We start from the raw sequence: 12,869 nt of genomic DNA on the forward strand, positions 1-12,869 counted from the left end.
ATTGGCGACAGATCACGCCTATTTTAGAGGAGCGGGGCTGCGAGGCGCGACAGGAGCTTTTCCCCGGGGCCTTAACGATCCTAAGGGAGCTGTACCTGTCCAGGTCCGTGGGCCTGGGCATACGGCGCCCACCTACTTTGTAGGTTTCCCGGGATCGTACTCCACCGGCCATTGTGGCTCCGCACCTGTCATTCCGACCACACCATCCATGGCCAGGGCGACCGGATGCAAGGTCGGCCCGCTTGGGCGGGCCATGCGTTTGGCCACGAACCCGCTCCGGTGCTTGCTCCGGTTTTTGCCAAAGGTTCAGCGCCAAGGGTTCAGCGCCAGTGGTTCAGCGCCAGGGGTTCAGTCATGCAGGACGGCGCCTTGCTTCAGGATGATCCGTTGCGCGCCGCCAAGGCGGCTTTACGCGCCGAGGCCCGGCGTCGTCGCGACGCCCTCGCGCCGGACATTCGGGCGGCTGCGTCCCAGGCGATCGCCGGCCAGGTCATGGCGCATCTCCACACGTTGACCGGCGACATGGCCGGACCGGGCCAGCGGGCGCCGGTGGTCTCAGCCTATTGGCCGATCCATAGTGAGGTCGATCCGCTGCCGCTGCTGGCGGCGCTGGCGGAGGCGGGCGTGGCCACCAGCCTGCCCGTGGTCGCCCATCCCACCCTGATCTTTCGCCTGTGGCGGCCTGGCGATGAACTGGTTGACGCCGGCTTTGGCACCCGTGGCCCTGCGGCGCATGCCGACATATGCGCGCCGACAGTGGTGCTAACTCCCTGTCTGGCGTTCGACAGGGCAGGGGGGCGGCTGGGCTATGGCGCCGGCCATTTCGACCGGGCGCTGCAACGGCTGCGCAACGCTGCGCCCACGCGCGCCGTTGCTGTGGCTTTCGCCGCCCAGGAAGTGGCCTCCACCTTCAGCGAGCCCCATGATCAGCCGCTCGACGCTATCGTCACCGAACAGGGCGTGATTGTTCCCCTGGCGGCCTGACAGTTATCGGCAGCTCGCGCAAAAGGGCGTCGCGACACATCATTGACATAGGCCGCTTGCGCCGCACGTGTTATGGCGCCACGCGATTGACGCCGCCTTGCGCCCCCGTGGACGCGGCGGCGTCGACGGAATGCTGGTCGGAGGCGTCATGCGTTTGCTTTTTCTGGGAGATGTCTGCGGCCGCGCCGGACGTCAGGCGGTGGTCGACCGGCTGCCAGGCCTGCGGGCGCGCTGGTCGCTCGATTGTGTCGTGATCAATGGCGAGAATTCCGCTGGCGGCTTTGGCATCACCGAAGCCATCTGCGACGAATTGCTCGACGCCGGCGCCGATGTGGTGACGCTGGGCAATCATGCGTTCGACAATCGCGAGGCGCTGGTGTTCGCCGAGCGCCAGCCGCGCATGGTGCGCCCGGCCAATTTCCCATCCGGCACGCCGGGCCGCGGCGCCACCATGATCGAGACCGACAATGGCCATCGCGTCATGGTGATGAATCTGATGGGCCGGGTGTTCATGGACGCCCTGGACGATCCGTTCGCCGTCGCCGAGCGCGAGCTCGCCTCGTGCCCGCTTGGCGAAGCCTGTGACGCCATCGTCATCGATTTCCACGCCGAGGCGACCAGCGAAAAGCAGGCCTTCGGCTATTTCGTCGACGGGCGCGCCAGCCTGGTGGTCGGCACCCATACGCACACCCCGACCGCTGATCATCGCATCCTGCAGGGCGGCACCGCTTACATGTCGGACGCCGGCATGTGCGGCGACTATGACACGGTCATTGGCATGCAGAAGGAAGAGCCCGTGCGGCGCTTCCTGCAGAAAACCCCTGGCGGTCGCTATGAGCCCGGCGCAGGGCCAGCCACCTTGTGCGGCGTGGCCATCGAGACCGACCCGCGCACCGGCCTCGCCACCAGGGTCGCGCCGGTACGTCTTGGCCCGCATCTGCAAGAGGCTGTGCCTGGCTTCTGGGAAGACTAATACCAGAACCCGATGAGCTTCACTCATCGGGTTCTGGCTAAGCCTGTGCGGCGCCTGAGCATTTCAGGATGCGGATGCGTCAGCATCTTCGCATCCTGGTATAAGGCGTAGCCGTCACGCCGCTGGTGGCGGCGTGACTGGCCGCCGGCCAACGCCCCGACAAGGAACCGACCACGACACGGCGCGCCCCCAGGCCCATCGGCCTGATGGCGCGGCGCCAGGTTCAGCGTCCGTCGCGGTCGGGGGCGCGATTGGCCTCGAACAGGAACCAGGCGCGTCGCTCGGCTTCATCAATGTAGTTTTCGAGCAGGCTGGTTGTGCCGACATCCTTGTGACTGTCGGCGGCGGCGTGGGCGGCGCGCAGCGAGCGCAGCAGCGTCTTGTTGTCGTTCATCAACTCCCGCAGCATGTTTTCGGGGCTGACATAGTCGTCGTCATTGTCGCGGATGCTGGCGAGACGGCCGATCTGGCCGATGGACCGCAACGTCACGCCGCCGATCTTGCGCGCCCGCTCGGCCAACTCATCGGTGGATGCGTAGATCTGGTCCGCCTGCTCATCCAGCATCAGATGATAGTCGCGGAAATGTGCGCCGCTCATGTGCCAGTGGAAATTCTTGGTCTTGAGGTAAAGCGCAAAGGTATCGGCCAGCGCCGCCTTGAGCGCATCGCTGATCTCAAGGACGGCGTCGGGCGAGAAATCGGACGGCGTGTCGAGCCGGTTGGCGCCCGCCTGGTTCGACCGGGACGCTGCAGAAGCGGCGGCGTGCGTCGCGGCTTTGCTGGCGGCGACTTTCGCCGCCGGTGGCGCAGCGGTTTTGGCAGCGGCCTTGCGCGGCGCGCCGGAGGACGCCGCAGTGGTGGTTGGGGCTCTGGTCGCAGATTTTGCCATCGTTGCGTGGTCCTTCCATATAGCCCACCCTCGGGCCGCAGACCTGAAGCGTTTGGCGCGGCGCGCGTGTCCGGCCGTCCGTTTTCGTCACGTCGTCGCCCGTCGCTCGCCGCAGCGATGGCTTTTCCGCCGATCAGCGTTGTGACTGGGGGCACTGTAGCGTCGGGCCTGTGCTCACCCACGCCAAAACCTTGTGATCAGGGGATGGGCTGCGCTGTAAACCGCCGGCGCCGCCGCAGGGTTCCACGTCAGCGGAAAACGCGCCGGGGCGCTTTTCATGATGCGGCGCCTCAGCTTATAAGGGCGCGATAAGGGCGCGGCCGGCACATCGTCGATGCGGCGGCGCCGGATATTTGCAGGCGCCGGGCGCAATCCGGGCGCCCTCACCACGAACAGGCATGGCCGGGCGCGTTGATCGCGGCCCCGCTCAGGGTGTTCTGCGGCGCGCCACGCGCGCGCCTCGCGTCATGCCGTCCACACCCAGGTCGCCGGCCTAACCGGGACTGCAACGGGATGACGAGGTCACATGGCCGGACATTCACAGTTCAAAAACATCATGCACCGCAAGGGCAAGGCGGACGCTGCGCGCTCCAAGCTGTTCTCCAAGCTGGCGCGTGAAATCACCGTCGCCGCCAAGCTTGGCATGCCCGACCCGGCCATGAACCCGCGTCTGCGCGCCGCCGTGCTGGCCGCTCGCGCCGAGAACATGCCCAAGGACAATATCGAGCGCGCCATCAAAAAGGCGCTCGGCGGCGACAGCGAGAACTATGAAGAGATCCGCTACGAGGGCTATGCCCCAGGCGGCGTCGCCATCATCGTCGAGGCGCTGACCGATAACCGCAATCGCACCGCCTCCGACGTGCGCTCGATCTTCACCAAGGCAGGCGGCAGCCTTGCCGAGACCGGCGCGGTGTCGTTCATGTTCGACCGCGTCGGCGTGATCGAATTCGACGCCAGGGTCGGCGACGCCGACGCCGTGCTGGAGGCCGCCATCGAGGCAGGCGCCGACGACGTCACCTCCAGCGAGGATGGCCACGAGATCATCACCTCGCAGGAGAGCCTGCACGAAGTGGCCAAGGCGCTTGAGGCGAACTTCGGCGACGCCCGCAAGGCCGCCCTGACCTGGCGTCCGCAGAATGGCGTGGCGGTTGACGACGAGGCCGCCGAGAAGATCCTCAGGCTGGTCGACAATCTCGACAACCATGACGATGTGCAGAACGTCTATGGCAATTTCGAACTGTCGGATGCACTGGTGGCCAAGCTGTCGGCTGATTGATGGGCGGCCACAAGCTGTAACGCTCAAGCGCCAGCCGCACGGCTGAACGACGCCAGAGGGCGGCCGCTGAGGTCGCCCTTTTTGTTTGCCTGACGCTGGACGTGCGCAAGGCGCGCCACTCCCGGGATGCCCCCCGCGCCCTGGCGGGGTCTGCATCCGCCACACAGAAAACCCGGCGCCGTTGACTGGATGTTCACAATTTGTTCGGGCTAAATGCAGCATGGCGACTGCATCGATTCGCATTCTTGGCATTGACCCTGGCCTTCGCCGCACCGGCTGGGGGGTGATCTCCGTCACCGGCACGCGGCTGAGCTTCGTGGCCTGTGGCTGCGTGCGCTCGACCGACGCCACGGAGCTGGCGCTGCGGCTGCGCGAGCTGCACGATGGCCTGGTCGATGTGCTCGACCAATGGCAGCCGGATGAGGTGGCGGTGGAGGAGACCTTCGTGAACAAGGACCCGCAATCCACCCTCAAGCTCGGCCAGGCGCGCGGCGTGGCGTTGCTGGCGCCAGCCCTGTTTGGCGCGCCGGTATCTGAATATTCGGCCAACAAGGTCAAAAAGACCGTGGTCGGCGTCGGCCACGCCGACAAGCATCAGGTGGAGTCAATGGTGCGGGTGCTGCTGCCGAAGGCCACGCCCGAGACCGCCGACGCCGCCGATGCGCTGGCGGTGGCCATCACCCACGCCCAGCATCGCGGCGCGGCGCAACGGGTGGCGCGGCTGGCGACATTGATGGCGGGAGCGACGCGATGATTGGCAAGCTCAAGGGTCTGGTTGACAGCACGGGCGAGGATTACGCCATCATCGACGTGCAGGGCGTTGGCTATGTGGTGCACTGCTCGGCGCGCACCTTGCAGAATTTGCCGCGCGCCGGCGAGGCGACCAGCCTGTCGATCGAGACCCATGTGCGCGAGGACATGATCCGGCTGTATGGCTTCCGCTCTGATCAGGAGCGGGAGTGGTTTCGCCTGCTGCAGAATGTTCAGGGCGTCGGCGCCCGGGTGGCGCTCGGCGTGCTGTCGGTGCTGGAGCCGTCGGCGCTGACCACCGCCGTGGCCATGGGCGACAAGGCCGCCGTTGGCCGTGCGCCTGGGGTCGGGCCAAAGCTGGCGGCGCGCATCGTCGCCGAGCTGAAAGACAAGGCGCCAGTGTTCGGCCATGTCGATCTGGGCGCCGCGCGGCTGGCCGGCGAGGTGTCGGAGGGCGCAGCCCCTGGCGCTGCGGCGGATGCGGTGTCGGCGCTGGTCAATCTTGGTTATGCCCCGCCCCAGGCGGCGACGGCGGTGGCCGCCGCCTTGCGCGAGGCTGGCGCAGAGGCTGAATCACGCACGCTGATCCGGCTGGGGCTGAAACAACTGGCGCAGGGCGTCTGATTGACGCCGCGTCGCTGGCGCTGCGCCTTTGGCGCGGCTGAAGTGGAACGGGCATGAGCGGACCTGGCATGAGTGGACCTGGCGGTTCCAGAGGGTCACGGGCAGGGCGCGGCGCTGGGAGCAGCCATGGAGGCGGCGCCGGCCGGTCGCGCAAGGGCGCAGGCCCGGAGGCGACGCCCGAGCCGCAGCGCCTGGTCTCCGCCGAGAAGGCCGGGGACGATGGCGAAGGCTCCATCCGTCCGCTGGCGCTTGAGGAATTTATCGGCCAGGCCCAGGCCCGGGCCAATCTCAGCGTGTTCATCCAGGCAGCGCGCACCCGCAATGACGCGCTGGATCACGTGCTGTTTGTCGGCCCGCCCGGACTTGGCAAAACCACGCTGGCGCAGATCGTGGCGCGCGAGCTCGGCGTCAATTTCCGCTCGACCTCCGGGCCGGTGATCGCCCGGGCCGGCGACCTCGCCGCCCAGCTCACCAATCTGGAAGAAAACGACGTCCTGTTCATCGACGAGATCCACCGGCTCAATCCGGCGGTGGAGGAGATCCTTTATCCGGCGATGGAGGATTACCAGCTCGATCTGATCATTGGCGAAGGCCCCTCGGCCCGTTCGGTCAAGATCGATCTGCCGAAATTCACCCTCGTCGGCGCCACCACCCGCCAGGGCCTGCTGACCACGCCGCTGCGCGACCGTTTCGGCATTCCGGTCCGTCTGCAGTTCTACACGGTTGAGGAGCTGGAGCTGATCGTCAAACGCGGCGCGCGGGTGATCGGCGTCGGCATGAGCGATGACGGCGCCAATGAGATCGCCCGCCGGGCGCGCGGCACGCCGCGCATCGCCGGGCGCCTGTTGCGCCGGGTGCGTGATTTCGCGGTGGTGGCGGGGGCCGATCAGGTGACCCGCGAGATCGCCGACCGGGCGCTTGGGCTGCTTGACGTCGACTCCATCGGTCTCGACCTGATGGACCGCAAATATCTGAAGATGATCGCTCTGTCGTTCGGCGGTGGCCCGGTCGGCGTTGAGACCATCGCAGCCGCTTTGTCGGAGCCGCGCGACGCCATTGAGGAAATCATCGAGCCCTATCTGATCCAGCAGGGCTTCGTGCAGCGCACCCCACGCGGTCGCCTGTTGACGCCGCATGCTTTTCGTCATCTGGGGCTTGCCGAACCGGCCCCTGGCGCCGCCCAATACGCGCTGTTTCGCGACGGGGGTGACGGAGAGGTTTGAAGCTCATGAATTCGGCGACGGACACGACTGCGCTGCAGCCGGCCAGCGGCGTCATAGTCGATGGCGCGCATCTGCTGACCCTGCGGGTGTATTACGAGGACACCGACTTCTCCGGCATCGTCTATCACGCCAATTATCTGCGCTTCCTTGAGCGCGGGCGCACCGAATCCCTGCGGGCCATCGGCGCCAACCAGTCGGTGCTGCTGGAGGCCGGCGGGCTGTTCTTCGCCGTGCGGCGCATGACCATCGACTGGAAGCTGCCCGCGCTGATGGACGACGTGCTGACCATTGAGACCCGCACCCGCGAGATGCGCGGCGCCTCGATGATCATCGACCAGCGCATCCTGCGCGACGGCGTCGAGATTCTCACCGCCGAGGTGCGGGTGGCGGCGATTGTCGGCGGCCGGCCGGCGCGTATTCCCGACGAGATCAGGACCCTGCTCGGCGGCGACTGAGCAAGCGCCGGCCCAGCGCATCTGGACAAAAAAGGCGGCTCCACACGGGGCCGCCTTTTGTGCATGTGTCGCAGGTCGCTGGCGCGCGTCAGAAACGGTAGTTCAGGCTGGCGCTGACGGCATGATTGATGGTCGAGGCCGTATAGGTTCCGAAGCCGACGCCAGTATAGGTGTAACCGCCATCCGGATTGACGAAGGGCGCAAAGAAACGGTCCCTGGTCTTGCCGGTGCGGGCATAGGTGTAGTTGACGTCAAGGAACCAGTGGTCGTCGAAGCGCCAGAGGACGCCGACGGTGGCGGCGCCGCCGACCGTCCAGTGTGACGTTTTGAAATTGACCGGCGTGCCGGTAATGTCCTGATGGCGGCCATTGATATTGGCGAAGCCGATGACGCCGTTCATCTCGCCACTTGTCTGGGAGATGGTCGGTCCCGCGCCAGCATAGACGCCGAGCTGGTCAAAGCTGTAGCCGATGATCGGCAGCAGCGCGAACTGATGCTTCAGCGACGCCTTGTACTGATGCACCAGCAGGCGACCCTCAAAACTGGTGTTCGGGTCTGAGCTCTGGAAGCCGCCATATTGCGGCACCAGCACATTGTTCGCGTCGGCCTTGCCGCCCGCGTAATTGTAGGTCGCCTTGACGCCCCACAGCCAGGCGGAGCCGCCGATGTGGCCGATGTAGCCGGCCTGAACCACCGGGGCGACGCCATTATGGGCGCGCAGCGGCACGTCGGTTCCGCCGGTGGCGGCGCCGGTCGCGGCGATGGCGGCGCCTTGGTAAACCTCGGACAGGCCGGTGGCGTAGATATTGCCGTCACGGCCAAGCATGCGGTTGTAGCTGGCGCCGGCGCCGATGAAGAACCCGCCCCAAGGGGCTGGCGCTGGCGCGGGCGCGGCTACGGGCGCCGCTTTCTGTGACGGCAAGTCAGCGGCGTGGGCGGCGGGGCTCTGGGCGGCGAGCCCCAAACAGGCGAGGCCCAGGCAGGCAAGAGCGCCATTGGCGGCGCGATACAGCGTGATCATGTGGCGGCGACATCCGGTGGGGTGCGGTGGGCGGTCGCCGCCGGAGCGCCGCCGCGCCGGGGCCAGTCCGCACAGACGCGGGCGGTCCGGTTCCAGCCGCAGCGCATGCGCCCTGGGCGTCAGGCGACCAACAGGATGGGGGCCGCCGCATGTCCCCCCCGACACGCAGCGGCGTTGACCAGTGTCGCTGGGCGCTTCCCCAAGGGCATGCCATGTTTATGGGGGGCAGCCCGGTTATGTGCAGGAAATGACAGGCGCCTGAACGGAGCGTCATGCTGACGATTTCAGCAGGTAGCGCGGCGCCGCGCGGGCGCACTGGTCAGAGGACCGCCAGCAACGACACCGCTGCCCGTCAGAAGCCCGATCCCACGCCATGGCGGTGGGGGGCATCCGCCGCCATGCGCGCAGGGCGGGGATGCGTCCAGCGCGCTTCCGCGCGTCATGCAAACAGCATTACACTTCGCTGCAACAAATAACTGATCTCATATGGGAGTGAAACGATGGCTCGAAAGCTGTTCCGCGCCTTCGCGGCGGCGGCGCTGGTGTGTGCGTCTGCAACGGTCATGGCCGGGGCTGGCCTCGCGGCGGAGAAGAAATACGACCAGGGGGCCAGCGATACGGAGATCAAGCTCGGCCAGACGATGCCCTACAGTGGTCCGTTGTCGGCGCATGGCATCCAGGGCCGCACCGAGGTGGCGTATTTCCGCAAGCTCAACGAGGAGCAGGGCGGCATCAATGGCCGCAAGGTCAATCTGATCTCGCTCGATGACGCGTTCTCGCCGCCCAAGACCGTGGAGCAGACCCGCAAGCTGGTGGAGCAGGACGGCGTGCTCGCCCTGTTTGGCTCCAGCGGCACGGCGGCGCAGTCGGCGGTGCAGAAATATCTCAACAGCAAGAAGATCCCGCAGCTGCTGGTGTCCACAGGCGCCAATAAATGGAACCAGCCCAAGGAGTTCCCATGGAGCTCGCCGGCGTTCTTCCTCTATGGCACCGAAGGCGAAGTTTTCGGCCGCTACGTCGCCAAGACCAAACCTGAGGGCAAGATCGCCATTCTCTACCAGAATGACGATTTCGGTAAGGACTACGTCTCCGGCTTCAAAAAGGGCCTCGGCGACAAGGCGAAGAACATCATCAAGGAGGTCACCTATGAGCTGACCGACCCGACGATGGACAGCCAGGTGCTGGCGGCGAAGAATTCCGGCGCCGACGTGTTCTTCAACGTCAGCCTGGGCAAGGCGACGCCGCAGATCTTCAAGAAGGTGCACGAGCTGAACTGGAAGCCGATGCATCTGGTGGTCAGCCCGTCGACGGGCCGCGTCTTCCTTGAGGCCGCCGGGCTCGACACCGTGCAGGACATCATCGGCGCGACCGCCTACAAGCAGATGACCAGCCCGCGCTGGGCCAAGGACCCGGACGTCATCGGCTATCAGGAGTTCCTGGCGAAATATCTGCCAAACGAGGACAAGACCAATGAGATTGGCTTTGTCACCTACTCGTTCGCCCATGTGATGGCGCATATCCTGCGCGAGGCCGGCGACAATCTGACCCGCGAAAACATCATGCGTGTCGCCACCAATCTGAAAAATGTGAAGGCGCCTGCCTTGCTGCCAGGCAGCACCTACAACACCACGCCCACCGATTTCGTGCCGTTCAAGCGCCTCGAGCTGCAGCAGTTCAAGGGCAATGACTGGGTGGTGCTGGAAGAGATGACGGCCGACTGACCCACTGACCAACTGACCCACTGACCCACTGACCAACTGGCCCACTGACCGACCGGCCAGGCGGTGGCGCCGCGTTCTGCGGATGCATTGGGCCACTGGATCTTGCGAGAGGGCGCGCCATCGCGGCGCGCCCTTTTGCGTGCGCGCGCTGCAGATATCCAGCGCGCAGGCGCCTTGGCGCATGTCTTGAAGCATCTATTGGGGCGCCTCAGTAAGTCAGCCAACAGCCACACTTCGGCAGTCCCTGGCGTCCCGGACGCCATGATGGTCCCGCGCAGATTTGGCTGTTGGCGATGCGCCCTGGCCCGTGTCCCGATGCCGTCGCATTCAGCCCCTATTAACCATGTTGGCTTTTGATGGGGCGCGGGCAGACAGCCCGGCTCCGCGATCACTGCAACTCCCATATGTGGCCCCGCTTTCGACAGATTTGGGGCCAAGGACAGGGGCGGCAGAATCTGTCCGGCGCGACCGGGCGGGACGATGTGACGACGTGTCGGGCGCAGGTCCCGCCGCGCGTCAGGCAATCAGGCAGGCACAGGGCCACCGCTCCGGCAGGGCGGCAGGCTGTAAGGAAGTTCAATGAATCCGGTCGACGTAGCTCAGGCCGCCGCGCCAGTCGCGGAAGTGTCGTTCTGGCATATGTTCTGGCAGGCGCATCTCGTCGTGAAGCTGGTGATGATCGGCCTCGCCGCCGCCTCGGTGTGGTGCTGGGCGATCATCGTCGACAAGGCGCTGCTGTTCCGCCGCACCCGGGCCGAGATGAACGCCTTCGAGGACAATTTCTGGTCTGGCCAGTCGCTGGAGGAGCTGTATCGCGTCGAGGCGCACGGGACGCCGACTGGCATGGCCGCGGTGTTCGTCGCGGCGATGCGCGAATGGAAGCGTTCGTTTGAGGGCGCGGGCCGCTCCATCGCCTCGCTGCCGCAGCGCATCGACAAGGTGATGGATGTGGCGATCCAGCGCGAGATGGAGCGGCTGGAGGGGCGGCTGCTGGTGCTGGCCACCATCGGCTCATCGGCGCCGTTCATCGGCCTGTTCGGCACGGTGTGGGGCATCATGACCTCATTCCGCGCCATCGCCGCCTCCAAGAACACGTCGCTGGCCGTCGTCGCGCCGGGCATCGCCGAGGCGCTGTTCGCCACGGCGATCGGCCTGATCGCCGCCATCCCGGCGGTGATCGCCTACAATCGTTACCAGGCGGAGGCAGCGCGCGCCCAGACGCGGCTGGAAGGTTTCGCCGACGAATTTTCATCCATTCTCAGCCGACAGATTGACGAGCGACATGGCGGCGACCGGCATGTGGCCTGAGGCCGCGCTGGACGGTCAGGAGTAAGTGGCATGGGTATGGGCATGAGCTCGGGCTCGGGTGGGGCGCGTCGCCGTCGCGGCGCTCGCAAGGCTGCGGGCTTCGCCGACATCAACATGACGCCGTTCATCGACGTGGTGCTGGTGCTGCTGATCGTCTTCATGGTCGCCGCGCCGATGATGGCGACGGGCGTGCCGCTCGATCTGCCGCAAAGCTCGGCGGCGCCGTTGAATGTCGAGCAGAAGCCGCTCACCGTCTCCGTCGATGATCAGGGCCGCATTTTCATTGAAGAGCGCCAGTTGGCGGAGGACACGCTGGTGCCGGCGCTGCTGCAGGCGGCCAAGGCGGGGCCGGAGGAGCGCGTCTACATCCGGGGCTCCAAAAAGGTTGATTACGGTCGCATCGCCCAGGTGATGGGGCTGATCACGGCTGGTGGGTTCAAGAAGGTCGCGCTGGTCACCGAGCCCGACCAGAAGAGCTGAGCCGGCGATGAATTTCCGTTGGTCCAGACAGGAACCGGGACTGCTGATCTCTGGCGTCGGCCACGCCGCGCTGTTGGTGGTGGCGCTGGCCGGGCTGTTCGCCGCGCCGCGCTTTGAGGAGCAGGAAGAGGCCGTGCCGGTCGAGGTGATCACCGAAGACCAGCTGCGGGCGATCACGCGCGGCGAGAAGACCTCGAAGGACCTCGCGGACAAGCCGAGCTTGCGCGCCGACAAGCAGGCGGAGGTGCGCGACAGCAAGCCTGACAGCGCCAATGACCCGAAGGAAGCGCCAGCGCCGCCGTCGCGCCCACGTGACCTTGCCCAGGCGCCGGAGAACGCGGCGCCGCCACCGCCGCCCAGGCCAGAGCCCAAGCCAGAGCCGCCCAAACCGGAACCCAAACCGGAAGCGCCTAAACCGGAGCCCAAACCGGAACCAAAACCCGCGCCCCGACCGGAGCCAGCGCCGACCCCGCCGCCGCGTCCAGAGGCTGCGCCGAAACCGGAGCCCAAACCTGAACCCAAGCCGGAGCCAAAGCCGGAACCGAAGCCAGAGGCCAGGCCGCAGCCGAAACCCAAACCGGAGCCCAAACCGGAGCCCAAGCCAAAGCCGGAGCCAAAACCTGCGCCGAAGCCAGATCCTGCGGCGCAGCGCGACCTCGCGCGGCTGATCGAGAACAGCAAGCCCGCGCCAAAGCCAGCTGCGAAGCCTGCGCCGGATGGCGATGACTTCAATCCGACGGACATCCGCAAGCTGCTGGCCAGTCGCAGCGCCGCCAACCAGCGCACGGCGTCCGTGGCGCCGGAGCTGAACAGCCGCTCGACCGCAGGTTCCCAGACGGGCACGGGTCCGAAGCTGTCGCTGTCGCAGAAGGACGCCATCGGGGCGATGATCAAGGAGCAGCTGCGCCGGTGCTTCTCTTATATGGGCGCGGCGCCGGATGTAGCGCCGGAGGTGCGGATGACGCTGGCGCCAGATGGTTCGCTGATTGGCCAGCCGGCCCTGGTCAACAACTCCAGTGATCCGGCCTTCCGCTCCATGGCCGACAGCACGCTGCGCGCCGTGCGCATGTGCGCGCCGTTCCGGGTGCCGCAGCAATATGCGCCCTATTACAACGACTGGCGGACGATCAGAATCACCGCCGACAAGTCGGATTTCATGTGATGC

13 protein-coding genes and 1 other RNA gene are annotated in these 12,869 nt (G+C 66.4%); 12 read left to right on the forward strand and 2 right to left on the reverse strand.

Annotated elements, in window-relative coordinates:
- Positions 1-31 precede the first annotated feature (31 nt).
- The 3 genes from ssrS (at position 32) to AC6A67_RS08020 (ending at position 1,957) form a co-directional block, all read left to right on the forward strand.
- Positions 32-184, forward strand: a non-coding RNA gene (gene ssrS / locus AC6A67_RS08010) — 6S RNA.
- Positions 185-354: 170 nt separating this feature from the next.
- Complete coding sequence (locus tag AC6A67_RS08015) at positions 355-984, forward strand: 5-formyltetrahydrofolate cyclo-ligase (protein WP_498036026.1); 630 nt, start codon at positions 355-357, stop codon at positions 982-984.
- 148 nt (positions 985-1,132) lie between these two features.
- On the forward strand, positions 1,133-1,957 hold the full coding sequence (locus tag AC6A67_RS08020; RefSeq protein ID WP_498036027.1) for a TIGR00282 family metallophosphoesterase: 825 nt from the start codon (positions 1,133-1,135) through the stop codon (positions 1,955-1,957).
- A 223-nt stretch (positions 1,958-2,180) separates the two neighbouring features.
- Here the strand turns inward: AC6A67_RS08020 and AC6A67_RS08025 are convergent, their stop codons facing one another.
- On the reverse strand, positions 2,181-2,630 hold the full coding sequence (locus tag AC6A67_RS08025) for a Dps family protein (protein WP_498036076.1): 450 nt from the start codon (positions 2,628-2,630) through the stop codon (positions 2,181-2,183).
- Positions 2,631-3,372: 742 nt separating this feature from the next.
- Here AC6A67_RS08025 and AC6A67_RS08030 point away from each other — a divergent pair.
- The 5 genes from AC6A67_RS08030 to ybgC all read left to right on the forward strand — a co-directional run bounded on the left by AC6A67_RS08030 (position 3,373) and on the right by ybgC (position 7,174).
- Positions 3,373-4,122 (forward strand): YebC/PmpR family DNA-binding transcriptional regulator, encoded by a 750-nt coding sequence (locus tag AC6A67_RS08030; protein WP_498036028.1) that lies wholly within the window; start codon positions 3,373-3,375, stop codon positions 4,120-4,122.
- A gap of 220 nt (positions 4,123-4,342) precedes the next feature.
- Positions 4,343-4,876: a crossover junction endodeoxyribonuclease RuvC gene (gene ruvC / locus AC6A67_RS08035; RefSeq protein WP_498036029.1), complete on the forward strand. Its 534-nt coding sequence runs from the start codon at positions 4,343-4,345 to the stop codon at positions 4,874-4,876.
- Positions 4,873-5,496, forward strand: coding sequence for a Holliday junction branch migration protein RuvA (gene ruvA, locus AC6A67_RS08040; RefSeq protein WP_498036030.1), 624 nt, complete (start codon positions 4,873-4,875; stop codon positions 5,494-5,496). Before ruvC ends, ruvA begins: the two co-directional genes overlap by 4 nt.
- Before the next feature lie 53 nt (positions 5,497-5,549).
- Positions 5,550-6,719 carry a Holliday junction branch migration DNA helicase RuvB gene (ruvB, locus tag AC6A67_RS08045; RefSeq protein WP_498036031.1) on the forward strand — a complete coding sequence of 390 codons (1,170 nt, stop codon included), beginning with the start codon at positions 5,550-5,552 and terminating at the stop codon, positions 6,717-6,719.
- Positions 6,720-6,724: 5 nt separating this feature from the next.
- Entirely contained in the window at positions 6,725-7,174 is a 450-nt protein-coding gene (gene ybgC, locus AC6A67_RS08050; protein ID WP_498036032.1) for a tol-pal system-associated acyl-CoA thioesterase, read from the forward strand.
- A gap of 88 nt (positions 7,175-7,262) precedes the next feature.
- On the opposite strand, the gene AC6A67_RS08055 is transcribed toward ybgC, so the two are convergent.
- The gene (locus AC6A67_RS08055; protein WP_498036033.1) at positions 7,263-8,195 is read right to left on the reverse strand and encodes an outer membrane protein; all 933 of its coding nucleotides are present in this window, start codon (positions 8,193-8,195) and stop codon (positions 7,263-7,265) included.
- 500 nt (positions 8,196-8,695) lie between these two features.
- Between AC6A67_RS08055 and AC6A67_RS08060 the strand changes: the two genes are divergently transcribed.
- From AC6A67_RS08060 to tolA, 4 genes are all read left to right on the forward strand, one after another.
- Positions 8,696-9,916 (forward strand): ABC transporter substrate-binding protein, encoded by a 1,221-nt coding sequence (locus AC6A67_RS08060; protein WP_498036034.1) that lies wholly within the window; start codon positions 8,696-8,698, stop codon positions 9,914-9,916.
- 579 nt (positions 9,917-10,495) lie between these two features.
- Positions 10,496-11,224, forward strand: a complete 729-nt coding sequence (tolQ, locus tag AC6A67_RS08065; protein WP_498036035.1) for a protein TolQ — start codon at positions 10,496-10,498, stop codon at positions 11,222-11,224.
- Positions 11,225-11,260: 36 nt separating this feature from the next.
- Positions 11,261-11,704 (forward strand): ExbD/TolR family protein, encoded by a 444-nt coding sequence (locus AC6A67_RS08070; RefSeq protein ID WP_498036077.1) that lies wholly within the window; start codon positions 11,261-11,263, stop codon positions 11,702-11,704.
- A gap of 7 nt (positions 11,705-11,711) precedes the next feature.
- On the forward strand, positions 11,712-12,866 hold the full coding sequence (tolA, locus tag AC6A67_RS08075) for a cell envelope integrity protein TolA (RefSeq protein ID WP_498036036.1): 1,155 nt from the start codon (positions 11,712-11,714) through the stop codon (positions 12,864-12,866).
- Positions 12,867-12,869: the final 3 nt, after the last annotated feature.

It is taken from the genome of Camelimonas sp. FR25 (genome assembly GCF_059740505.1).

What these genes read in the sequence shown, in the direction of transcription:
- AC6A67_RS08015 (WP_498036026.1), top strand. Translation starts at nt 355, where the DNA reads ATGCAGGACGGCGCCTTGCTTCAGGATGATCCGTTGCGCGCCGCCAAG.
- AC6A67_RS08020 (WP_498036027.1), top strand. Translation starts at nt 1,133, where the DNA reads ATGCGTTTGCTTTTTCTGGGAGATGTCTGCGGCCGCGCCGGACGTCAG.
- AC6A67_RS08030 (WP_498036028.1), top strand. Translation starts at nt 3,373, where the DNA reads ATGGCCGGACATTCACAGTTCAAAAACATCATGCACCGCAAGGGCAAG.
- ruvC (WP_498036029.1), top strand. Translation starts at nt 4,343, where the DNA reads ATGGCGACTGCATCGATTCGCATTCTTGGCATTGACCCTGGCCTTCGC.
- ruvA (WP_498036030.1), top strand. Translation starts at nt 4,873, where the DNA reads ATGATTGGCAAGCTCAAGGGTCTGGTTGACAGCACGGGCGAGGATTAC.
- ruvB (WP_498036031.1), top strand. Translation starts at nt 5,550, where the DNA reads ATGAGCGGACCTGGCATGAGTGGACCTGGCGGTTCCAGAGGGTCACGG.
- ybgC (WP_498036032.1), top strand. Translation starts at nt 6,725, where the DNA reads ATGAATTCGGCGACGGACACGACTGCGCTGCAGCCGGCCAGCGGCGTC.
- AC6A67_RS08055 (WP_498036033.1), bottom strand. Translation starts at nt 8,195, where the DNA reads ATGATCACGCTGTATCGCGCCGCCAATGGCGCTCTTGCCTGCCTGGGC.
- AC6A67_RS08060 (WP_498036034.1), top strand. Translation starts at nt 8,696, where the DNA reads ATGGCTCGAAAGCTGTTCCGCGCCTTCGCGGCGGCGGCGCTGGTGTGT.
- tolQ (WP_498036035.1), top strand. Translation starts at nt 10,496, where the DNA reads ATGAATCCGGTCGACGTAGCTCAGGCCGCCGCGCCAGTCGCGGAAGTG.
- AC6A67_RS08070 (WP_498036077.1), top strand. Translation starts at nt 11,261, where the DNA reads ATGGGCATGAGCTCGGGCTCGGGTGGGGCGCGTCGCCGTCGCGGCGCT.
- tolA (WP_498036036.1), top strand. Translation starts at nt 11,712, where the DNA reads ATGAATTTCCGTTGGTCCAGACAGGAACCGGGACTGCTGATCTCTGGC.